Annotated in this window: 16 protein-coding genes and 1 pseudogene; 5 read left to right on the top strand and 12 right to left on the bottom strand. The window is 68.4% G+C overall.

Features of this window, described 5'->3' with window-relative positions:
• Positions 1–19: 19 nt before the first annotated feature.
• A complete protein-coding gene (locus RM423_RS11310; protein WP_311423139.1) occupies positions 20–484 on the bottom strand; it encodes a MarR family winged helix-turn-helix transcriptional regulator in 465 nt (154 codons plus the stop codon).
• A 465-nt stretch (positions 485–949) separates the two neighbouring features.
• A complete protein-coding gene (locus RM423_RS11305; protein WP_311423138.1) occupies positions 950–1,291 on the bottom strand; it encodes an ArsR/SmtB family transcription factor in 342 nt (113 codons plus the stop codon).
• Between the two features lie 83 nt (positions 1,292–1,374).
• Between RM423_RS11305 and arsM the strand changes: the two genes are divergently transcribed.
• The 4 genes and pseudogenes from arsM (at position 1,375) to RM423_RS11290 (ending at position 4,805) form a co-directional block, all read left to right on the top strand.
• Positions 1,375–2,178 carry an arsenite methyltransferase gene (gene arsM, locus RM423_RS11300; protein WP_311423137.1) on the top strand — a complete coding sequence of 268 codons (804 nt, stop codon included), beginning with the start codon at positions 1,375–1,377 and terminating at the stop codon, positions 2,176–2,178.
• Positions 2,175–3,288: pseudogene (gene arsB / locus RM423_RS11295) on the top strand (ACR3 family arsenite efflux transporter). Before arsM ends, arsB begins: the two are co-directional and overlap by 4 nt.
• Positions 3,285–3,689 carry an arsenate reductase ArsC gene (locus RM423_RS25585; protein WP_396327693.1) on the top strand — a complete coding sequence of 135 codons (405 nt, stop codon included), beginning with the start codon at positions 3,285–3,287 and terminating at the stop codon, positions 3,687–3,689. The pseudogene arsB and the gene RM423_RS25585 overlap by 4 nt, the downstream one beginning before the upstream one ends.
• 69 nt (positions 3,690–3,758) lie before the next feature.
• The gene (locus tag RM423_RS11290) at positions 3,759–4,805 is read left to right on the top strand and encodes a prenyltransferase (protein ID WP_311423135.1); all 1,047 of its coding nucleotides are present in this window, start codon (positions 3,759–3,761) and stop codon (positions 4,803–4,805) included.
• Between the two features lie 32 nt (positions 4,806–4,837).
• Here RM423_RS11290 and RM423_RS11285 read toward each other — a convergent pair whose 3' ends face one another.
• The 5 genes from RM423_RS11285 to RM423_RS11265 form a co-directional block, all read right to left on the bottom strand.
• Entirely contained in the window at positions 4,838–5,998 is a 1,161-nt protein-coding gene (locus RM423_RS11285) for an acyl-CoA dehydrogenase family protein (RefSeq protein WP_311423134.1), read from the bottom strand.
• Positions 5,985–9,980 (bottom strand): SDR family NAD(P)-dependent oxidoreductase, encoded by a 3,996-nt coding sequence (locus RM423_RS11280; RefSeq protein WP_311423133.1) that lies wholly within the window; start codon positions 9,978–9,980, stop codon positions 5,985–5,987. The genes RM423_RS11285 and RM423_RS11280 overlap by 14 nt, the downstream gene beginning before the upstream one ends.
• Positions 9,977–14,749, bottom strand: a complete 4,773-nt coding sequence (locus tag RM423_RS11275) for a type I polyketide synthase (protein WP_311423132.1) — start codon at positions 14,747–14,749, stop codon at positions 9,977–9,979. The genes RM423_RS11280 and RM423_RS11275 overlap by 4 nt, the downstream gene beginning before the upstream one ends.
• A gap of 75 nt (positions 14,750–14,824) precedes the next feature.
• Positions 14,825–15,619: an ABC transporter permease gene (locus RM423_RS11270; RefSeq protein WP_311423131.1), complete on the bottom strand. Its 795-nt coding sequence runs from the start codon at positions 15,617–15,619 to the stop codon at positions 14,825–14,827.
• Entirely contained in the window at positions 15,609–16,445 is an 837-nt protein-coding gene (locus RM423_RS11265; RefSeq protein ID WP_311423130.1) for an ABC transporter ATP-binding protein, read from the bottom strand. Before RM423_RS11265 ends, RM423_RS11270 begins: the two co-directional genes overlap by 11 nt.
• A gap of 357 nt (positions 16,446–16,802) precedes the next feature.
• Here RM423_RS11265 and RM423_RS11260 point away from each other — a divergent pair, with 357 nt between their 5' ends.
• Positions 16,803–17,327 (top strand): DUF1707 SHOCT-like domain-containing protein, encoded by a 525-nt coding sequence (locus RM423_RS11260; RefSeq protein WP_311423129.1) that lies wholly within the window; start codon positions 16,803–16,805, stop codon positions 17,325–17,327.
• 14 nt (positions 17,328–17,341) lie between these two features.
• On the opposite strand, the gene RM423_RS11255 is transcribed toward RM423_RS11260, so the two are convergent.
• From RM423_RS11255 to RM423_RS11235, 5 genes are all read right to left on the bottom strand, one after another.
• Complete coding sequence (locus tag RM423_RS11255; RefSeq protein WP_311423128.1) at positions 17,342–19,537, bottom strand: MMPL family transporter; 2,196 nt, start codon at positions 19,535–19,537, stop codon at positions 17,342–17,344.
• A gap of 148 nt (positions 19,538–19,685) precedes the next feature.
• The gene (locus RM423_RS11250) at positions 19,686–20,462 is read right to left on the bottom strand and encodes a thioesterase II family protein (RefSeq protein WP_311423127.1); all 777 of its coding nucleotides are present in this window, start codon (positions 20,460–20,462) and stop codon (positions 19,686–19,688) included.
• On the bottom strand, positions 20,459–21,544 hold the full coding sequence (locus tag RM423_RS11245) for an HAD-IIIC family phosphatase (RefSeq protein WP_311423126.1): 1,086 nt from the start codon (positions 21,542–21,544) through the stop codon (positions 20,459–20,461). Before RM423_RS11245 ends, RM423_RS11250 begins: the two co-directional genes overlap by 4 nt.
• The gene (locus tag RM423_RS11240; protein WP_396327694.1) at positions 21,541–22,692 is read right to left on the bottom strand and encodes an acyl-CoA dehydrogenase family protein; all 1,152 of its coding nucleotides are present in this window, start codon (positions 22,690–22,692) and stop codon (positions 21,541–21,543) included. The genes RM423_RS11245 and RM423_RS11240 overlap by 4 nt, the downstream gene beginning before the upstream one ends.
• Positions 22,693–22,700: 8 nt before the next feature.
• The gene (locus RM423_RS11235; protein WP_311423124.1) at positions 22,701–22,958 is read right to left on the bottom strand and encodes an acyl carrier protein; all 258 of its coding nucleotides are present in this window, start codon (positions 22,956–22,958) and stop codon (positions 22,701–22,703) included.
• Positions 22,959–22,965: the final 7 nt, after the last annotated feature.

Genomic DNA, 22,965 nt, shown 5'->3' with positions numbered 1-22,965 from the left:
ACTCGGTCGCGATTACCCTTTACATCCCGTGGGATTGGCTGTTCTGCAAATCCTCGGTGAGACGGCGCAGCTTCTTGACCAAGCGCGCGCGCCCGGCCTGGTCCAAACCTGTCGCGCCGCACACCACGGTGGGAACCTGGGCGGCCCGGCGACGCATCGCCTTGCCCTGCCGGGTGAGTTGCACCTCGACCGTTCGCTCGTCCTCGACCCGTCGCTGGCGCGTCACCAATTGCAGCGCCTCCAGCCGTTTGATCAACGGGGACAAGGTGTTCGACTCCAGGTTCAGCCGCTCACCGATGTCGCCGACCGATGACGCGCCGTCTTCCCAGAGCAGCAACAACACCAGGTACTGCGGATAGGTCAGTCCCAGTTCGTCCAGCACGGGCCGGTAGGTGGCTGTCATAGCTCGTGACGCCAGATACAGAGCGACGCACAGCTGTTCGTCCAGACCCTCGGTCAGTTCCTCAGAATGCATCGCCGTCATATCCGCAAGCGTAAACCGCGCAGCGCACTTTCGACCCCGTCCTGGGACAACCCGATGTCCGGAATCGCGCTTTGCGCACGTCCACTCGGACCAGACATACCAAACCGGGCACCTGATCAGCGCCACTCCCGCTGCGAAACGCTACTGGAACCGCGCGCTCGCGTCGACGACGTCGCCAGGGAAGCCGAAAGCCCTTGCATCGACAGTCGCATCGACAAAGGGAAAGGGAGTTGCGGACGAGCGCAAAAGAGATAAAGCCCCGCCGACCGGCACCTTCGTACCCAGTCAGGCGAAGCTTTTATCCCTTGTTGCTTTCCCCGTGTTGCCCCATGCGGAACCAACAATACCGGCGCTCACGATCCCCACACAAGCCGCAATCGCGTCACTGACCAACTACCTAGCGTCGCAGCTGACGTGACGGTTACCTGATCGGGTGCCAGCGTCAGGTAGCTCTTGGCTGCACTGTCACATGCCGGCCAGCGATCTACCCACAGCGTCCAAAGCCTGCCGCTGCACCCGGTAGTACGCCCACTTGCCGCGCTGCTCGCGGCTGACCAGGCCGGCTCCGGCGAGGATCTTCATGTGGTGCGACACCGTCCCCTGGCTCAGCCCCACCGGCTCGGTCAGATTGCAGATGCACGCCTCACCGCCCTCCTGCGCGGCGATCAGCGAGAGCAGCCGCAACCGGGCGGGATCACCGAGCGCCTTGAACACCCGGGCGAGCCGCGCGGCTGATTCGGTATCCAGAACGCCGCCTGGAACCGGGCTGCAGCAGGCCTCGACGTCGATGACGAGCGGAAGGGTCATGCACCTAGTCTGCCAGTCGTATTGACATTCGTCGATCAATCACTGATCGTTGATGCATCGAAGATTATCGATTGGAGGCCTCGATGACTGATCAGGACATCCGCGAACAGGTTCGCCTGCGCTATGCCGAAGCCGCGAACGCGGTGAGCGCTGATGCCAGTGCGAGCGCGCTTGCCGTGGTGGACGCGGACCAGTGCTGTGGCACGCAGACCTCGTGCTGTGGGGGCGGCGAGGTCGAGGCTGTCTTCGGAGCCGCCCTGTACAGCGCCGACGAGCACGGTGAACTGCCGGCCGAAGCGATCGCGGCGAGCCTGGGCTGCGGCAACCCGCTGGCGGTGGCGGACCTCCGTGCCGGCGAGCGGGTGCTGGACCTGGGCTCCGGTGGCGGCATCGACGTGCTGCTCTCAGCACGACGGGTCGGCAGCACCGGCTTCGCCTACGGCCTGGACATGACGGAGGAGATGCTCACCCTGGCCCGCGCCAATGCGACCAAGGCCGGGGCGACCAACGTCGAGTTCGTGAAGGGAACCATCGAGGACATTCCACTACCCGACGCCTCGGTCGACGTGGTGATCTCCAACTGCGTGATCAACCTGTCCACCGACAAGCCGGCCGTGATCGCCGAGATGTTCCGGGTGCTGGTCCCCGGCGGGCGCATCGGGATCTCCGACGTCGTGGCCGAGGACCACCTGGCCCCCCAAGTGCGTGCCGAGCGCGGCTCCTACGTCGGCTGCATCGCCGGAGCGCTGTCCCGGGCCGAGTACCTGCACGAACTGTCCGAGGCCGGATTCACCGATGCGGACGTGATCTTCACCCATGAGGCCGCTCCGGACATGCACGGCGCCATCGTCCGGGCGAGCAAGCCGGCTGGGCCAGCACACGCATGAGCGACGTCGTCTACGAACGGCCGGCGAACCTCGACGGACCGGTGCTCGCCAAGCTGTCCACGCTCGACCGCTTCTTGCCGGTATGGATCATCACCGCCATGGCGGTCGGTATCGGGCTGGGCCGCGCCGTCCCCTCACTGGCAGGGGATCTGGACTCGGTCAAGGTCGGCTCGATCAGCCTGTCGATCGCGCTCGGCCTGCTGCTCATGATGTATCCGGTGCTGGCGAAGGTGCGCTACAACCAGCTCGGGCGGGTCACCGGCGACCGCAGGCTGCTCGCCGGCTCGCTGCTCCTCAACTGGATCGTCGGCCCCGCGCTGATGTTCACCCTTGCCTGGCTGCTGCTGCCGGACCTGCCGGCCTACCGCACCGGCCTCATCGTCGTCGGACTCGCCCGCTGCATTGCGATGGTGCTGATCTGGAATGAGCTGGCGTGCGGTGATCGCGACGCGGCGGCCGTCCTCGTCGCGATCAACTCGGTCTTCCAGATCCTGGCATTCGCGGCGCTCGGCTGGTTCTACCTGCAGGTGCTGCCGCACTGGCTGGGGTTCTCCACGACCAGCGCACACTTCTCGGTCGTGGCCATTGCCTTGTCGGTTCTCGTCTTTCTCGGCATTCCGCTGGTCGCCGGCTACCTGACCCGCGCCCTGGGCGAACGTGCAAAGGGACGGGACTGGTACGAGGGCCGGCTGCTACCGCATCGGACCGGTCGCACTGTACGGGCTGCTGTTCACCATCGTGGTGCTGTTCGCGCTGCAGGGGCATACGATCACCAATCGACCCTGGGACGTCGCCCGGATCGCGCTTCCGCTGCTGGGGTACTTCGGGCTCATGTTCTTCGGGGGGTTTGCCTTGGGTCATCGACTGAAACTGGGCTATGCCAAGACCACCACACTGGCCTTCACCGCCGCCGGAAACAACTTCGAGCTGGCCATCGCCGTGGCGATCGGGACCTTCGGGGCCACGTCCGGCCAGGCCCTGGCGGGTGTCGTGGGTCCGCTCATCGAGGTACCGGTCCTGGTCGCGCTGGTCTACGTGGCGTTGTGGATCCGCCGCCGCTGGTATCCGGCCGAATCAGTGGTAGCAGACCGGCAGGGGGCACGCTCATGACCGGCAAGCCGAGCGTGCTGTTCGTCTGTGTCCACAACGCCGGCCGGTCCCAGATGGCCCAGGGCTGGCTGCACCACCTCGCCGGGGACCGGATCGAGGTCAGGTCCGCCGGCTCCGAACCCGCCGAGCGGATAAACCCGTCCGCGATCGCCGTGATGGCCGAGGTCGGCATCGATATCACCGCCGAGCAGCCCAAGATCCTCACCGTCGGAGCGGTGCGCGACTCCGATGCGGTGATCACCATGGGCTGCGGCGACACCTGTCCGATCTTTCCCGGTAAGCGCTACGAGGACTGGGACCTGCCCGATCCGGCCGGCCGGAGCGTCGAGGACGTACGGCCCATCCGGGACGAGATACGCGCCCGCGTCCAGTCGCTCGTCGACGAGTTGCTCGGCCGATGAACCGCCACGGTGCGGGCCTGCTTACAGCGGTCGTACTGTGAGGTTGTCTCGACAAGGAAGAGGACGACCATGGCTCAAGCCACACCCGCCCTGGGCAAGCGCCCGCAGCGCGGCCCGTTCGCCTGGGTCGGCGCGTTCACCGGGTTCTATCCAGCACAGGCCGACGAGTTCTCCGACCTGGATCCGGTGACCCGCTTCCTGTACGCCTCGCGCAGCGTCATCCTGGTGATCTCAGCCCAGTCGGCCGTGATTGCCGGACTGCTCGCACTGACCGACCGGCGGCTGGGGGTGTTGCCGTTTCTCCTGGTATTCATGGGATATGTCGTGTTGCACGCCATCAGCAACCTGTCCAACGACTACTTCGGCTACCGCCGCGGCCACGACACCGCCGACTCGCCGCGACGCCGGTACACGCTGCACCCGATCGCCAGCGGTGCGGTCACGCCGCGCTTGCTGGCCAGCGGTCTCGCGGTGCTGGCCGTCCTGGCTCTCGCCATCGCCGCGTACTTCATCGCGCTGCGGGGCTGGCCCGCACTCGTGCTGACCGTGATCGGCGGGGTGCTGCTCTACGCCTATGACGCCGCGCCCAAGGCCCTGAAGGAACTGGGGCTGGGAGAGGTCGCCGCATTCGCGGTGTGGGGGCCGCTGATGATCGGTGGCGGGTACTACGTGATCACCGGGCACCTGTCCGGCGGCGCCTACCTGGCCTCGGTTCCGGCCGGACTGGGCGTTGCGTCGATCCTCGTCGGCAAGCACATCGACCAGCGCGCGTTCGACACCTCGCAGGACCAGCGGACGCTGCCGGTGCTGCTGGGTGAGAAAGGCGCCCGCACGCTGAACCGGACCGCCGTCGTCGCGATGTACCTCGTCACGGCGCTGGCGATCGCGGTCGGCGCGCTGAGCCCGTTCACCGCGGTGGTGCTGTTCGCCGCGCCCCGGGCGCTGCACGCGCTGCGGGTGATGTCGCAGCCCGCACCGAACGAGCCGCCGGCCGGTTACGTCGGCTGGCCGCTCTGGTACCACCGGGTCTGCCTGGTGCACAACCGGCTGTTCGGTTGGCTGTTCATCGCGGGCATCGCGGTGGGCGCGATCTTCCCCGACTTCCGGCTCGGCTGAGAGAGGCGCCCGGGTTGGTCAGCCGGCCCGGGTCAGGAGCGTTTCGAGACCGGGACCACGTACCGGCTGAAGACCAGGTCGCGCAGCACGTCGTCGCCACCCTCGACGATCGAGACGTAGCGCATGTCACGCATCAACTTTCCGATGACCGCCTCGTGGGTGTAACCGAACCCGCCGAACATTTCCGAGGCCGTCGAGGCGATCTGCCAACCGCTCTGGCCGCAGAACATCTTCGTGGTGAGCGCCGACTTGAGCGTGCCCACCCGCAGGAACTCCTCGCCCGCGTCCGGCCGCGCCGCGATCGCGTCGTACTCCCGTGCCGCCGTCAGGCACTGGTTCGTCATCACCCCGATCAGCATCTCGAACTGGCCGAGTTTGGCGGCGAATACGGCGTTTCCGGCAAGCGGTGCGCCCTTGACCGACTTGGTCTTGGCGTACTCCATGCACAGATCGCGAATCCGGCGGGCGATGCCCAGCCCCGTGGTGGCGATCAGGATCCGGCTCGCGTTCAGGCCCACCTCGAGCAGTCGCAGCCCGTTGCCCGCCAGCGCGTTGTCGGCCGGTACCCGGCAGTCGGCCAGCGAGACCTGGTACGTGCCCGACGAGCGCAGGCCGATCATCTCCCATCGCTTGTCGACGGTGATGCCGGGCGTGTCGCGCGGAACGAGGACGGCCAGGAACTCTGACGTACTACCCTCGACCCGTGCCAGCACGACCAGGAACTGGCCGAAGTCGGCATTGGTCGAGTAGGCCTTGTGCCCATTGAGGACGAGGAAGTTCCCGTCCCGGCGCACGGTGGTCGTGATGCGCGCCAACTCACTGCCGGCCTCGTGCTCGCTGCCCAGCGTGGCGCAAGAGCCGTTCTGTTCGACCATGGTGCTGAGGTAGCGTTTCCTGAGCTGCTCGCTTGCGTACCAACCGACCATGCTGGTCGTCAGCACCGGGATGAACAGCATGAACGCGGCACCCGCATCGCCGTAGGCCAGCTCCGAGACGATCCGGACGCTCTCCTCCAGGTTCAGCCCGAGGCCGCCATGCTCCTTGGGCAACCACCAGTTCGCAAGGCCCGTTTCGGCGAAGCGGCCGTAGAGCGGCAGCGGCGCGTCGGCGAGTGAGTCCAGCAACCGTTCCTGACCGATCAATTCCCTGCGCGCGAAGGCCTGGACCGTGCGGACGTACTCAGGCTGTCGCATCGGCGTTCGCCTCCTGTCCGGCGGCATCCCCGGCGTCACGGTCTGCGAGGCCCGCGTCGGCTGCCGTGCTGTCATCCTCGGCTGCCCTGCCGGATTCCCCTGCAACGGTCGAGTCGATCAGGTTCGCGAGCTGCCGGACGGTCGGGCACTCCAGCAGCCCGGTGACCGGGATAGAGATGCCGAAGGACTTGCGGATGCGCGCGGTCAGGTCGATCGCGATCAGGGAGTGCCCGCCGAGCTCGAAGAAGTTGTCGGCGGTTCCGATCGGCTCGATCCGCAGCACCCGGGACCAGATCTCGGCGACGACCGTTTCGGTGCCCTCCTTCGGCGTGACATACGGGGTGCTGAGGTCCGGTCGCGGATGGCGCTCGCGATCGTCGGTGGCCTCGTCATCGTCGACGTCGTGCAGATCACCGGTCACCCATTGTTCGAGGCGGTTGCCCAGGGAACCGGTCGAGATGACCAGGTGACCGACCTGCGCGCCGGCCGCGAGGCTCCGCTCGAACACGTCGACGGCCTCGGCCGGCATCATCGCGTAGTCGGTCACGCCGGGACCATGTCCCTGCAGACGCTCGGGATCGATGTTCCAGGTATCCCAGTCGATGGTGATCCAGCGCCCGGCATCGGCACTCCGTGCCACCCGGGTGTAGGCGTCCAGACCGGCATTTGCACTGGCGTAGGGCGCGAGGGTCATCCCACCGAGCACCGCCGCCAGCGAGGACATCGTGATCCGGCGGTCCCGAGCGTGGTCGCCCAGCACCTGCTGCAGGACGTGGAAGCCCGTCACCTTGGCATCGAAGTGCGCCTGGCACGCCGCACGGTCCATCAGGTGAGCGAAGTTGAAGAACGCCCCGTCCTGCACACCGGCACCATGCACGACCACGTCGATCCCGCCGAAGCGCTCGACCCCGGCGTCGATGACCGCCTGCATCTGGACGGTATCGGCCACATCTGCCGACATTGCCAGCACCTGCGCGCCGCGTTGCTCGAGATCGAGAACGCTCTTGATATGACGGGCGGTTCGCTCTCCGCCGCCCGGCACTTCGGCCAGGTAGGCATCCCACTCCTCGCGCGGCGGCAATGCCGAGCGCGCGGTGAGCACCAGCTTGGCGCCGTAGCGGCTGGCCAGGTGCCTCGACAGCACCAGGCCGATGTCACCGAGGCCGCCGGTGATCAGCACCGTGTCACCGGCGCGGATCGGCGGGTCCTGCTCGGTCGGCTCCTCGATGGCGAAGGGCTGATAACGGCGCAGCCAGGCCTCACCGGTCCGTACGGCAACCGGTCCCTCGTGCGGCAGTACCGCGGTGGTCAGAATCTCGGTGATGGTGCGGCTCAGCGCGCGGGCGTTGCCCTCCGGCACGGTGTCGACATCGATGTGGCGCGAGCGGAGCCGTGGGTTCTCCTGGGACAGGCTGGGTGCCAGCGCTGCGAGGGTCGCGTGCTCGGGATGGCGCAGGTCAGAGCCCACCACTCCCACCGCCCCGGACGTCAGCAACACCAGTTCGGCGCGCGGGGCGGCCCCCGTGTCGTCCACGAGCTCGGCGGTGAGTGCCAGCGCGGAGTAGAAGCCGCGGTGCTGCTCGGCGGTGAAGTGCTCGACCGGGTCGGTGGATCCGGCCTCGGCGCTGGCGAGGCTGAAGCCGTGCACGATTGAACGCGGACTGACCATCAGTGAGCCGACGAGTTCCGCCATGTCCGTTTTCGAGTCGACCCGGACGGTGTAATCACCCGCGTCGTCCTGGTCGAATTCCTCGCCGGGACGGACCGCCAGCACCTCCGCTCCGCTGCCTGAGAGCCGGGCGATCAATGCCTCGCCTGTGGTGTCGGCGCTGAACACCAGCCACGGACCAGCCAGCCGGAGCTGCTCGTCGAGATTGGCGACCAGGTGCGGCTGCACCTGCCAGGTCGGCTGGTACGCCCACTGCGCCCGGTCGAACGTTCGGGTGGTGGTCGTGGGGGCTGACCACCAGACGTTGGGCACCTCGACGGTGGACTTGGCCTCGATCCAGTACCGGCGGCGCTGGAAGGCATAGGTTGGCAGCTCTACCCGCTGGCCGCCGCCATGGTGCAGGGCCGGCCAGTTGATGGTGCTGCCGGCCTGCCAGAGCCGGGCGATGGTGGCCAGCAGCCACTGCGACGCCGGCTCGCCGGACTCGGGGGCGACGACGATCCTCTCGACAGCGGCCGTCTCGTCCGAGCCGCCGCGCAGCAACTGCACGCCGAGGCCGCTGAGGCCGTCGGCGAGCGCGCTGAGGGTGGCCTCGTCAGTGGCGGAAGCGGTCGGGCCGGCGGTGCCGCGCAGGCCGGCGATCGCGGCCCGCAGGTCTTGCCACCAGCCGGTGGGCACCTCGGTCTCGGGAGCCACCAGGGCGACCTTGGGATCGCGCCGCTGGGTCTTGCCGTCGATCCACCGCGCGGGGTCGGCCAGCGCGGCCAGCGCATCGTCGGAGTCGGAGCACACCACGGCGCGGCGCAGCGCGAAGCCACCGCGCGACACCTGCAGGGTGAACGCGACGTCGGCGAGGTCGTCCTCGGCATGTCCGGCGAGGTGGTTGCGCAGCCGCTCGGTAACCTTCGCGAGCGCCTTGTCATCCACCGCCGAGAAGGTCAACAGCTGCGGGCCGGGACGCGCCGGTCGCGCTGCACGAAGCGGCGGTTGTTCCATCACCACATGGGCGTTCGTGCCGCCGAGGCCGAACGAGCTGACGCCGGCGCGCCGGGGATGCGCGCCCTCGGGCCAGGGCTGGTGCTCGGTCAGCACGGTGAACCGGTCTCCGGCGTTGGCCAGCGCCGGGTTCGGACTCTGGTAGTTCGGGGTCGACGGAAGCACGCCGTGCTTGAGGTTCATCGCCGCCCTCATCAGCCCGGTGACGCCCGAGGCCCGGTCGAGGTGACCCAGGCTGGGCTTGAGCGTGCTGAGGACGCAGGGAGTGTCGCGGGCCTGGGAGAAGACCCGGTTAAGCGCGGCCAACTCTATGGAATCGCCGAGCGTCGTGCCGGTGGCGTGGCACTCGACGTAGCCGATGCTCTCAGGCTTCACCCCCGCGACGCCCAGCGCGAGCTCCATGACTTCGGCCTCGCCGTCAACCCCGGGCGCGGTGTAACCGGCGCGGACCCGGCCGTCGTTGTTCACCGCCGAACCCAGGATCACGGCGTGGATGAGGTCACCGTCGGCGAGCGCGTCGGACATTCTCTTCAACGTCACCGCGCCGACGCCGCTGCCCATCACGGTGCCGTTGGCCTCGGCGTCCAGGCTGCGTACCCGGCCGTCCGGTGAGGTGATTCCACCCTGTTCGTATAGGTAACCAGAGGGCTGGGGAAGCGGGATGTAGGCACCGCCGGCCACCGCGATGTCGCACTCGTAGGTCAGCAGGCTCTGGCACGCCAGGTGCACGGCAACCATCGACGTCGAGCAGAACGTCTGCACCGCGATGGCCGGACCGCGCAAGCCGAGCTTGTAGGACACCAGCGAGGCCAGCGAGTCCCGCTCGTTGCCGACCGCCATCAGCAGCGCGCCACCGGGCTCACCCGCGAGCTGCTGCAGGTTCTGGACGATGTAGTCGGGGAATCCGCAACCGGCGAAGACCGCGACCTGGCCGGGCATGTCAGTCGGGCAGTAGCCGGCGCCCTCCATGGCCTCCCACGAGCACTCCAGGAACAGCCTGTGCTGCGGGTCCATCGTCTCGGCCTCGCGCGGGTTGATCCCGAACACCGAGGCGTCGAACCAGTCCGGCTCATCCAGGGCGCCACCGGTCCGCACGTAGCGCGGGTCGGCGAGCCGGCCAGGCTCCGCACCCGCCGCGATCAGCTCCTCGTCGGTGAACTCGCGTAGGCCCTTGACTCCGGCCAACAGGTTCTGCCACAGGTCGCCGACGCTACGTGCGCCCGGAAACCGGCCCGACATCCCGACCAGTGCGACCGCCGAGTCGTAGTCGGTGCCGACGTGCGTCCCGGCGTCGGTTCCGGCGTCCGTTTCTGTCATGAGACTCTCCTGCTCCGAAGCGTGCTGCGACGCTGCTCGATCCGGGACCGCTGCTGGTCCCCGAGATCGGCAGTCTGTGGTTCCTGGTTGGTGTCGGTGCTGCCGGCAAGGGCGGCCTCGGCGAGTGCCGCGACCGTCGGTGCCTCATAGAGAAGGTGCGGCGGCAGGTACGGAACGTCGAGGGCCTTGCGGATCTCGGCGATGATCTCCATCCCGATGAGGGAGTTGCCGCCCAGTTCGAAGAAGTTGTCGTGCACGCCCACCAGCTCCAGACCCAGGGCCTCGGTCCACACCCCGGCGATGGCGTGCTCGGCCGGGGACTGCGGCTCGACGAACGCCGTCGACAGTTCCGGACGGGGGTGCCGGCCGAGCGCGTCCCGGGCCTTCTTCACCGTGGCCTGGTGGCTGGCGATCGAGGAGCGCCGGCTCATGCGTACCAACGTCGGAAAGTCCTGGGTCGAGATGACGACGTGCGCCTGCCCGCTGGCCAGCACCCGTTGCAGAGCGTGCCAGCCCTGGTCGAAGGACACCCCGAAGGTCTGCCGGTAGGTCTCGAAGAACTGCCGCGAGCCCTCGTCGTAGTTGTCCAGGCCCGTGGTCCAGCCGTTCCAGGTCCACTCCCCCCAGTCGATGGCGGTCACCAGGGTGCCGGGAATCGGATCGCTCTCGGCGAAGGCGTCGAGGTAGGCATTGGCCGCGCAGTAGTCGACCTGGCCGGCACCGCCACCCGTTGCCGAGGTGGTTGACGAGAACAGCGCGACGAAGTCGACCGGCGTCTGACGCACCACCTCTGCGATGGCCAGCGCTCCGCCCATCTTCGGGGACAGCACCTTGGCGACGTCGGAGGCGGTCTTGAACTGCATCAGCCCCACCGCGGGGACGCCGGCGCAGTGCAGCACCCCGTCGAGACCGCCGAAGCGCTCTATCGCGGTGTCCACGGCACGCCGGACATCCTCGACGCGCGAGACGTCACCGGCGACCGTCACGACCTCGGCGCCGGACGTCCGCAGCCGTTGCAGGCCGTCCAAGCGCCTGCGGACCTCGCTGGTGGTGCTGTCCGCGGCCAGGATCTGGCCCCAGTGGTCCGGTGGTGGCACCGGGGTACGGCCCATCAGCACGAGGCGCGCCTGGTAATCCGCCGCCAGCCGCTCGGCCATGGCCAGGCCGATACCGCCGAGACCGCCGGTGACCAGGTACGTGCCGCCGCGCCGGATCTCAACCGCGGGCGGCTGGCTGGCACCGCATGCGGCGTCGAGCACCTCGTAGTCGGGCAGCCAGCGGGTTCCGGCGCGCAGCGCGACGACCTGGTCGGTGGGCGCGGCCCTCAGCTCGCCGATCAGCGCACGCGGCGAGGCCACCGCCGTGGCAAGGTCGATGTCGATCAGACGGGTTCGTACCTTCGGGTACTCGACCGGGATCAGCCGGCACGGGCCGAGCGCGGTGATCCGCTCCGGCCGCACCGCATCACCTGGAAGCACCCTGCTGCTGCCGCTGGTGACCACGTCCAGTGACCAGGGCCCGAACCCCAGGTCACCGGCCGCGCGGGCATAGGCGATGAGAGTATGCAGGCCGAATTGCACGTCATCTGCCGGCGAATCCGGCTCGGCCCCCGCCGTCCACAGATGTACCACCCGCTCCGGCTGCAATTGCCGCTCGGCGAGGTTGCGCAGCGCTGCCGTCGCATCCTCCCAGGAGCCGGGGCGCAGTGCGAAGCCGTCCTCGACCACCGCGAACCGGCTGCCCGGCCGGGCGAACAGCACGGTGGCACCGTTGAGTTGGGTCCGCAGCGCGGTGGCCAACGTGTCCGCCACGCCGGTGTCGGTGAAGACCAGCCAGCACGGCGCGTCATCGGCCGGCGGCCGCAGGGTGGTCTGGCGCCAGATCGGCACTGTGATCCAGTCGTCCTCAGGCAGCAGCGGCAGGCTGGTCAGGATGCTCGCCGGGTCGTCCCCGTCGAACGCCTGGGTGGCGGGTGCGCCGCCGAGCTCCTCGGCCTCGAGCCAGTGCTCCTGCCGCTCGAACGGATACGTCGGCAGCGGCACCCGTCCAGGGCGCCAGCCGTGCGCTACGGCGGTGCCGCTACCGTCCGCTATAGAGCCCGCGCCTCCCATGCCGTGCAGAGCCGCCCAGTCGATCGCAACACCGGTCAGCCATAGCCTGGCGAGGGATTCGGTCAGCGTCAGCAGCGCGCTGCGCGAATCGGCAGCCGCGGGCAGGGTGGTGAGTATCAGCGGCCACTGGCGCTGCTCGCAGGCGGGATGGCTACGGACGAGCGCGCCCAGCGACTGGCCGGGGCCGACCTCGACCAGGGCGGGCTCACCGCAGGCGAGCACGGTCGCCAGGCCCTTGCCGAACTCGACCGTCTGGCACATGTGCTCGGCCCAGTACTCGGGGTCTGTGACGTCCCGCTCGGTCGCCACCTCGCCGGTGACATTGCTGACGAAGGGCAGCTTCGGCGCGTGCAGGGTGACGTTGTCGCTGATCCAGTTGACCAGTTCGGTCGCGGCCGGAGCCAGCATCCGGGAGTGGAAGGCATGCGAGGTCTGCAACCGCTGGCAGCTCAGCTGGGCGGCCAGCAGCGTGCTGGCGGCGGCGTCCACCACCTCGATCGGGCCCGCCAGCACGACCTGTGAGCCGGTACGGATCGCGACGTCCAGGTCCTCGAACGCGTTGCCGAGCACGGTGCGCAGGCGCGCCTCGTCGGCTGCCACGGCCAGCATCGCGCCCTCGGGCAGTGACGCGATCAGCTTGGCGCGGTAGGCAACCAGCTGCAGCGCGTCGGGCAGCGACAGCACTCCGGACAGGCAGGCGGCGACGTATTCGCCGAGGCTGTAGCCGAGCATTATCTCGGGCTGGATGCCCCAGCGCATCAGCTGCCTGGCTACCGCGTACTCGGCCACGAACACGGCCGGTTGGATCAGGTGTGCGTTCACCGTCGGCTGCCGGTCGGGGGCCGGGCCATCGCGACCCAGCAGCCGGGCGAGATCACCGCCGCCCGAGGCCGAGCGTGCGTTCGGAGCGAAGATGTCGGACAGCTGCGCCGCCTCGGTCAGCCCGAGCAGCGCGACACACTCGTCGACCTCAGCGCGAAACTCCGGTTCGTCGGCGTACAGGTCGGCGACCATGCCCGGATACTGCTCGCCGACGCCGGCGATCAGCAGGCCCACGGTGCGCCCAACGGTGGCGTCCACCCGGCCGAGCGGGCCGGCCGGATCGGTGAGCCGCGATGCCGCGCCACCGGTCGAGTCGGCGACGATCACCCTGCGGTGGTTGAACAGCTTGCGTCCGACCTGCAACGTGAAGGCCACATCGCCGAGCTCCAACTCCGGCTCGGCGTCCAACCGCCCGGCGAGATTGGAACAGGCATGGTCGGCGGCGGTCACCGAGCGCGCCGACACCGGCAGGACCTGCCAGCGGCGCGGGCGCTCGGGCCGAGCGGGCAGCTCAGGTGCCTCGGTGATGATGGCGTGCGAGTTGGTGCCGCCGGTGCCCAGCGAGCTCAGTCCGGCGATCCGCGACCGGTCGGTCCGACGTGGCCACGGCGTCGGCTGGGCGGTCACCCGGAACGGGCTGTTGACGAAGTCGATTTCGGTGTTCGGGGTATCGAAGTTCAGCGTCCCCGGAATCAGTTCATGCTGCAGGGACTGGATGACCTTGATCAGGCCGGTGACGCCGGAGGCCCGGTCGAGGTGACCGACATTTGGTTTCACCGACCCGAGCAGGCAGTACTGCTTGTCTTCAGTCGGGCCGAATGCGCTGCTCAGCGCGGCCACCTCCATCGGGTCACCGACCTCGGTGGCGGTGCCGTGCGCCTCGACGTAAGAGATGTCGGCCGGGTCGACGCCCGCGTTCGCGATGGCCGCGGTGACGCAGCGCCGCTGGCCCTCGATGCTCGGTGCCTGGAAGCTGAACTTCAGGGCGCCGTCGTTGTTGATGGCCGAACCGCGGATGACCGCGAGCACGGTGTCACGGTCGGCGATCGCCTTGGCCAGCGGCTTCAGCGCGACGAGGGCGACCCCGTCGCCGAACATACTGCCGCGCGCCTGCGCGTCGAAGGTCCGGACGTGGCCGTCCGGTGATGCCTGATTGCCTTCCGCATAAAGGAACCCGGTCCGGTCCGGAACCCTGATCGACACGCCGCCGGCCAGCGCCACGTCACACTCGCCGCGGCGCAGGCTCGCACAGGCGAGGTGGACGGCTACCAGCGACGTCGAGCAGAACGTCTGCACGGTGACGCTGGGACCACGCAAGTCGAGCCGGTACGAGACATTGGTGGCCAGGGCGTCCTTGTCGTTGCCGGCCATCAGACCATCGATCTCGACGCTCAGCCGGAAGGCGTTCGGACGGGTCAGCAGGTAGGTGCTGATATTCATGCCCGCGTAGACGCCGACGTCGCCGCGGTCCTCCGCCGTGCCGTAGCCGGCGGACTCGAGCAGCTCCCACACACACTCGGTGAACAGCAACTGCTGAGGATCGGCCAAGGTCGCCTCGCGCGGGCTGACGCCGAAGAACGAGGCATCGAAACCGCGGATGTTGTTCAGGACGGGGCGCGACCGGACGTAGTTCGGCTGGGTGAACACTGCCGGGTCCTCACCCGCGGCGAGCAGATCCTCATCGGTGAACCGGGTGAACGACTCCACACCGGTGCTGATGTTGCGCCAGAAGTCGTGCACATCGTCGGCCCCGGGAAAACGCCCGGCCATGCCGATGATCGCGATGTCGGGTTCCCGGGACGGCATCGTCGCGCTCGGAACGCTCTGGTGATCCATGAAAGACGGCCCCTATCAGTCGCGGTCCGGCAACGCCTTCTCGCGCTTTGCATGGTGAACGGGTTCGGGTGGCTGCTACAGCAGCCGAGTACGGCCCCAGCCGCGGGCCAGCCGGCGTACGGCGTAGGCACCGGCGAGCAGGCCGAGCACCAGTAGCACCGCGGCGGGTACGAGCACCCCGCGGCCGTCACCGCGGATCGCGGCCTGCATCATCGACAGCGCGTAGTAGCCGGGCGAGATGTGGGCAAGTGCCCGCGCCCAGCCGGGCAGAATGCTCAACGGCACCAGGGCGCCGCCCAGCGAGCTGAGCACCAGCGCGCCCACGTCGGAGATCACGCCGAGCTCGCCGAGACTTCGCGCCACCGTAGCCAGGGCCGCGCCCATCGCCAGCAGCGAGAACGCCCACACCGGAATGGCGAGTGCGATGTAACCGACCGAGTGCGGCAACCGGACGCCGATCACCAGGCAGCCGTAAACGAACAGCAGGGTCTGCTGCAGCAGCATCAGCACGAAGATCGGAATGGTCTTGCCCAGCAGCATTTCGGTTGCCGATGCCCGGCTCTGCCGGAGCCGGTCCCAGGTGTGCCAGTGCCGCTCCACCAGGATGGAGTTGCCGGCGATCGCGATGGCGAACACCGAGAACATCACGAGCAGCCCGGTCACCACCTGCACCGCGCCGCCGCTCACAGCCCTGATATACAGCGGCTTCAGCACGACCATCAGCACCATCGGCATAACGATGTAACTGATCATCTGGCCCGGGTCACGCAGCCGGATGATCAGGTTGTGCCGGGCGATGGCACTGATCCGGTACGCGGAGCCACGTAGCCCGTCCATGGTGCTGGGACGGTGCGGAGTGTCAAGAAGCATCGTTGACCGCCAGGGACCGGTAGACGTCGTCGAGGGAGGCGTTGCGAAGTTCGACCGCGCTGATCGCGCGGTCGGTGGAACTGAGCAGGCCGATCAGGGTTGCCGTCGGCTCGGTGGTCGAGACGCGCAGATCTTCCTCGTCCTCGAAGATCACCCGCACCTCGCCCGGCAGGCCCTGGACCAGCTCGTCGTAGTTTCCTCTGGCCACGATGCGGCCGTCACGGATGACCGCGATGGTGGCGTGCAGCTCGGTCAACTCGGGCAGGTAGTGGGTCGTGTACACGATCGCCGCCCCCTCACCGGCTCGCTGCTTCACGACGTCGAGCATCGCCTGGCGGGTCTCCAGGTCGGCCCCGGCCGTCGGCTCGTCGAGAAGCAGCACCGAGGGCTTGTGGATGAGCGCGGTCGCCGCCTGGGTGCGGCGCTGCTGACCGCCGGACAGGACGCCGGTGCGGCGGTCCATGATCTCGGTCAGCCGGAGTGCGACGGCGAGCTCCTCGATCGAGGCGGCCAACGCGGCCCGCCGCAGCCCGGCCAGCCGGCCGAAGAGCAGCAGATGCTCGCGCACGGTGATCGAGGGGTAGAGCCCGATGTGCTGCGGGGTCACGCCGATGTCGCCACGGGCGTCGGCTGGAACCCGGCCGTTGACAGTGACGTAGCCGCGATCGGCGCGGACCAGACCGGACGCGATCTCGACGAAGGTCGTCTTGCCTGCGCCGTTGTGGCCCACCAGCCCGACGATCTCGCCGGAGGCCACCTGCAGATTGAATCCATCCAGCGCGTTGACCGCGCCGTAGCGTTTGCTGAGGTCATGGACATCGAGCAAGTCGTCACATCCTAAGTAATCGCACTGACGGCGGCCAGGGTTTCAGGTCCGGATTCGAAAAGTGCGAGCACGCCGAGTTGCTCAGCGGACTGAATTCGCCTGATCCGGGTGGTCAATTCAGAACATAGAGAAGTCAGTGAGCGACCGCTATTGGCATGAAGTTGTCGGAGAATCTAGGTCAGCGGTACCCCGGTTCGCAGACCTGCGCTGTCCGCAACCTGACAGCGCCGGCAACCTCAGGCCGGGTGCTCGACTGGTTAGGGTGTGCCCAGGAGCCAATGGCAACTGCGGGCCATCCTTCGCCCGACAGGGGCGCTGGTGCTGGACCGGTGACGGCAGACGCGCGGAGGCAAGCACATGGACGAACGGCGTGAGGCCCGGACAGCCGGGGACCTGCGGGCCTCCGACAGCGACCGTCAGGCAGTGACGGACCGCCTGACGAAGGCACTGGACGAGGGCCGGCTCAACCTGCACGAGTGGGACGAGCGGGTCGCCAGCGCGTACCGCTCGACGACCTACAGCGAGCTTGCGCTGGTGTGCGCGGACCTGCCCGACGACGGCCGGTCGATGCCGCCGCAGCCGGTGTCCGCGCCCGTTAAGCGCCCGGTCGCCGAGGAATCCAGCGGCGTGATCAGCGACCTGCCGCTATGGGTGAAGATCCTCTGGACCGTGTGGTTCACCGCGGTGCTGATCAACCTCGTGGTCTGGGCCCTGGTCACCATGCACAGTGGGCACAAGGTGTTCTGGCCGATGTGGGTCGCCGGACCGCCCGGAGCCGCGCTGTTCGGCCTGTCCGCCGGGGTCACGATGATCAAGCGGACCCGCCGCAACGCCGCCGCGCAGCGCCGCCTGGATGCCGCCCGCCGCAAGCGCAGCCGCTGATCGGTCCGGGCCGGCTATGCCGGGTGGGACACCAGCGCCGGTTGTGACACCGCAGCGGCGGTGTCGTCCACCGGGTCGCTCTCGCGGGCACCGTAGCGGCCGTACAGCGCCTGCACGAACGGCGGTGCCCACCAGTTGTAGCGGCCCAGCAGGCGCATCGTTGCCGGCACCAGCAGCAGCCGGACCAGGGTGGCGTCGACCAGCAGCGCCACCACCATGCCGACGCCGATCATCTTGATGAACGTGATGCCCGAGGTCGCGAAGCTGCCGACCACCACGCACAGCAGCACGGCCGCCGTCGTGATCAGGGCGCCGGTCTGCTGCACGCCGCTGCGGACGGCGAGGGTGTTGTCACCCGTCTCGTCCCAGCGCTCCCGGATCCGCGACAGCAGGAACACCTCGTAGTCCATGGACAGTCCGAACAGGATGGCCACCATCAGGATGGGCTGGCTGGCCTCGACGTAGCCGGTCGGCGTGAAGTGGAACAGCCCCGCCAGGTGGCCGTCCTGGAAGATCCAGGTGACCACGCCGAATGCGGCACCGATCGAGATCAGGTTCATCACGATCGCCTTGAGCGGCACCACCAGCGAGCCGAACGCAATGGTCAGCAATACAAAGGTGATCCCGGCGACGAGCAGCGTCATCCAGGGCAGCCGCGACATCAGCGAGCTCAGCTGGTCCACCACTCCGGCCGTGGTGCCACCGACCATCACGTTCGCGCCGCCGGGCGGGCTGAGCGCCCGGATGTGCTCGACGATCGCTCGGGCCGCGGGTGAGCTCGCGTCACCGGTGAAGCTGACATTGAGCAGGGTCGAGTTGCCCTTTTGAGCGGCCACGACAGCGTCGGAGACCCCGGCGACCCCCTTGACCTGCTGGGTGAAACCGGCGGCCGCGGCGGCCGGGGCGTCGCTGATCAGCACCCGGATCGGGCGAATGCCGCCGTCCGGGAAGTCTGCCGCCAACCGCTCGGTGACGACCCGGCTCTGAGTGGGGGCGGGCAGCATCCGCTCGTCGATCCCGCCGAAGTGCACCCGGGCGAACGGGGCGGCCAGCACACCGAGAACCGCCACCACCGCGACCAGGTAGACCACCGGCCGGGCCATGACGCTGCCGGCGATCCGGCCCCATCGGCCACCGCCTGGAGTCCGTGCCGCGAGTGCGCCTGTCAGCGTGGGAATCTTGCGACGACGCGACCAGGGCAGCCGCAACGAGTCGATTCGGTGGCCCAGTACGGCGAGCAGGGCCGGCAGCACCGTGAGGCTGGCGATCATCGCCACCAGGACGGCGGCCGCACCGCCGAGCCCCATGGAATGCAGCAGGACCTGGGGATAAATGGTCAGGCTCGACAGTGCCAGCATCACCAGGAGGCCGGACACCGCGACCGTCCGGCCCGCCGTCGCCACCGTGCGCGACACCGCCGCTTCGACCGGATGGCCCCTGTCCAGCTCCTCCCGAAAGCGGCTGACGATGAACAGCCCGTAATCCACGGCCAGGCCGAGCCCGAGAATTGTGATGATGTTGATCGAGAAGATGGACACGCTCGTGAACAGCGTGATGATCCGGACGACCATGAACGCGCCGAGGACCGCGAACCCACCGAGTAGCACCGGCATCAGCGCGGCCACCACGTTGCCGAACACGATCAGCAGCGCGATCAGCAGGATGGGCATGCCGATCATCTCGGCCCGCTCGATGTCCTTGGGCACCGCGTCGTTGATATCGAGGTCGACGGCACGCTGGCCACCGACCTGGCTGGTGAGGCCACTCGCTGCGAGGTTGTGGCGGACCTTCTTCGCCGCTCCGTCCGAGGACCCGGGCGCCATTCGGACGGTCAGGAAGGTCTCGTGGCCGTTCTGCGAGATCTGGGCCGGCGAATGCGTCTCGTAGTAGGTGGTGACCGCGGCGACGGTCGGCCTGGCGCGGATCTTGGTCGCGACATCCTGCACCGCGGCCCGGAATCGCGGATCGCTGACGGCCAGGTCATTGCTGGAATAGAGCGCTACGAAATCGACGGTCTGCGGCCCGAACTCCGCCACGACCCGCGCATTGATCTGCTGCGACTCACTCGCCGGATCGTCCAGGTCCGAGCTGCCCGACAGGTTGCCGAATACGCCGGTCCCCCAGACCCCGGCGAAGGCGAGAAAGGCCACCGCCAGGATCAGTACGAGCCACCGCAACCTGCTTATCGCCGTTCCCCACGATGCAAACATGTGCCATCCTTCGCATACCACAAACTATTGTCGATTCCGGCGTCCGGCTATACCGGACATGCTGCCAGACCTTGCGGGAATGCCACAGACCGTGACCACTGGCTATTCACTGCCAGTCAGCTGTCTGCCATACATCGGCGGACAGCGCTCAGCCCGCGGTCGCGCCGAGGGCCGCAGCCAGCGCGTGACTGAGGTGCTGATGGGTGCGCTCGTGCTGCTCCAGCACCGCGAAGTGGCCGCCGGTAAGCGTATGAAGCCGGAACTCCGCCGCCGTCAGCTCACGCCACCGTTCCTGCAGGTGGTGCGCGGCCCGCGGATCGGCAGTGCTGGCCAGCACGGTGAGCGGAACGCTGATGGGCGCCTGCTCGACGTACCGGTAGGTCTCTTTGACGCTGAAGTCGGCCCGGACCGCGGGCAGGATCATCTGCAGCAGCTCGGGATCGGACAGCAGCCACGCCGGGGTGCCGCCGAGCTTGCCCAGCATCCGGGCCAGCTCGGCCTGCGACATGCCGGTGACGGGCGGCCCGTCCTCGACCGGGCACTGCGGCGCGGCGCAGCCCGAGACGATGAGGTGCGCAGGCTCGGTCGCCCCACGCCGACGGATCTTCCGCAGCGTCTCGAAGGCCACCAGCGCGCCCAGGCTGTGCCCGTACAGGGCATACGGACCACCGTCCACCGCGTCCAGAACAACGGTCGCCAGCTCCTCGACCATCGGGCCGAGCTGCTCGTAGGCGGGCTCCCGCAACCGCGCCTCACGGCCGGGGGCCTGCACCGGCAACACCTCGACACCGGGCAGCCGGCCGACCCAGGACCGGTACGCCGAGGCGCCGGCGCCCGCGTGTGGAAAGCAGAACAGCGGCAGGCCGGTGCTGCCCGGCGTCCGCAGCGGCAGCCACCGGCTGGACTGCTCGACGGTGGCCGTCATCCGAGGATCTCGAGCCGGACGTAGGGCGGCGGCGCCTGCAGCGAGTCCAGGTCGGCGCCGAGCACCACCAGGTTGCCGTTGCGGCTCACCTCACGAAAGCCCGCGAAGGCATAGGTGATCTGCATCATCCGGTTGCGGCCCGTCTCGACGAAGTCAGCATGCAGGGCCACGCCCGCCTGCTTGGCGAGCGTCATGATGTGGTTGAGCAGCACCATCCCGACGCCACGCGACATCACCCGGCACGACATCAGCATCATCCGCAGCTGCCATACCTGCTCGCCCCTCTCGACCAGGGCGAGTCCGATCTTGCCGTAGCTGCCGAACGTATCGGTGAGGGAGGCGACGAGCAGCAGGTGATCCGGTGATTCCCGCAGCTCGTTGAGCTCGTCGTAAGAATAGGTCTTGCCGGTGGAGTTGAGCTGGTTGGTGCGCACCGTCAGCTCTTCCGCGCGCTGCAGGTCCTGCTGCTTGGCACGCTCCAGGGTGAAGCACATGCCCAGGCTCGCCAGGAACTCGTCGTTCGTACCGACGAAGTCCTGCTCCAGCTCGTCCCGGGCAATCTGGCCCTGATACATCTCGCGCCGCTTGGCCGACTCGTCAGTGACGAACCGGGGCCGGAACTCCGGTCGCCGCAGCGCCTCGTCGAGATCGAGGATGTCCACGCAGGTCACCTGCGGCAGGCCGTGGGCCACCTCGGCGCGCTCGAACTCCTGGTCGTCGACGAAGGCGAACGCGTCCAGGCCCAGGTTCAGCGCCTTGGCGATCAGTTCGATGGAACTGGATTTGGGGTTCCAGTTCACCTGCGGAAACAGGAAGAGGTCGGCCAGTCCCAGCTCGGCCAACGTGGCCAGTGCGGCGGTCCGGTCGTTCTTGCTGGCGATGGAGTTGAGCACCCCCACCTGGTCCAGGTGCCGGATGTGGGCCACCACCGAGGGACGGGCGGTGACTCGGTCGTCCTCCAGCAGCACGCCGTCCCACAGGGTGTTGTCCAGATCCCACACCACCACCTTGATGCGGCCCCGCACCGGCTTCTCGGGAAGGACGCTCACCGTGGCCGGCTCCAACAGGTTGTCAACACTCACAGGTTCATCTCCCGATATGCCGCGCCAGCGATCGTGATGCGCTGGACCTCATTGCTGCCTTCGATAATTTCCATCACCTTGGCGTCGCGATACAGCCGCGCCACCGGGTAGTCCGGCCCGCAACCGTTGGCTCCGTGAATCTGCACGGCTTCGGACGAGTGCTTCGCCGCGGCGGTGGAGGCGAAGTACTTCGCCACCCAGGTCGCCATGATCGTGGAGGCCTCACCGGCGTCCTTGAGTCGGCCGGCCTCGCCGACCAGCAGCCTGGCCGCCCGGACGTCGGTCACCATGTCGGTCACCTTGGCCTGGATCAACTGCAGGTTGCGCAGCGCCGTACCGCCGACCGTGCGGCGGGTGGTGTACGTCGCGCACGCCTCCAGGCAGGCCTGGACGATGCCCACGGAGCCCGCCGCCACACTGTATCGGCCCAGGTCCAGCGTGCCGGTCAGCATCATGCCGGCGGTGAAGCCGCTGGGGCCGAGCAGCGCGTCCGGGCCGAGCCTGACGTCGCGAAAGCTGACCTTGCCCAGCATCGAGCCGCGGGTGCCCAGGATCTCGGGAATGGCCCGAACCTCGACGCCCGGCGTGCTCCGCGGCACCAGGAAGGCACCGATGCTGTCGGCCGTGCGGGCGAACACGAGAAAGAGATCAGCCCGTTGGCCATTGGTGATCCAGGTCTTCACCCCGTTGAGGACCCAGCCGCCGCCGGTCTCGACCGCGGTCGTCTGGATGCCGGTCGCATCGCTGCCGGCCTCGGGCTCGGACAGGCAGAACGCCCCGAGCACCGCGCCGCTACACAGCGCCGAGGTCCACTGCGCGCGTTGCGCCGGACTGCCCCAACGTTGCAGCGCCCAGGCGACCATGGTGTGCACGGTGAGCAAGCTGCGGACCGAGGAGCAACCGCGGCCGACCTCCTCGTGGATGTGGCCGAGAGTGACCAGATCCAGGCCCCCGCCACCAACCTCGCGCGGCAGGAACGGCGCCCACAGCCCGGCTGCCCCGATGCGCTCGAGCAGTTCCTCGGGCAGCCTGCCCTCGCGCTCGAAGTCGTTGGCGTACGGGGTGATGTGGGCGTCGACAAAGCCTCGCGCGGAGCCGCGATCGTGCACCACGCAGCTCTCCGGCGCGAGGACGGGCGGACTGGTCAGGGTCACGGCTAGACCTCGACGACGGATGCGGCGGAGAGCCGGTCCACCAGTTCGGCCATCGACTTGGCGGTGCGGAAATTGTCCATCCGCAGCTCGTCGTTGGGAACGGTGACCCCGAACGTCTTCTCGACGAACATGACCAGCTCCATCGCGAACAGCGAGTTGACGAAGCCGATCTGGAAGATGTCCTCGGTGTCGCTGATCTCTGCCTGCGGGAAGCGGCTGCGGATGAAAGCGAGGATCTGATCCTGGACGTGCTGTGACATGAGAAGT

This window comes from Jatrophihabitans lederbergiae, from assembly GCF_031845305.1.
GTDB classification, from domain to species: domain Bacteria; phylum Actinomycetota; class Actinomycetes; order Mycobacteriales; family Jatrophihabitantaceae; genus Jatrophihabitans_A; species Jatrophihabitans_A lederbergiae.
The sequence above is the reverse complement of the archived record's forward strand: the minus strand, read 5'-3'. Positions and strand labels throughout refer to the sequence as shown.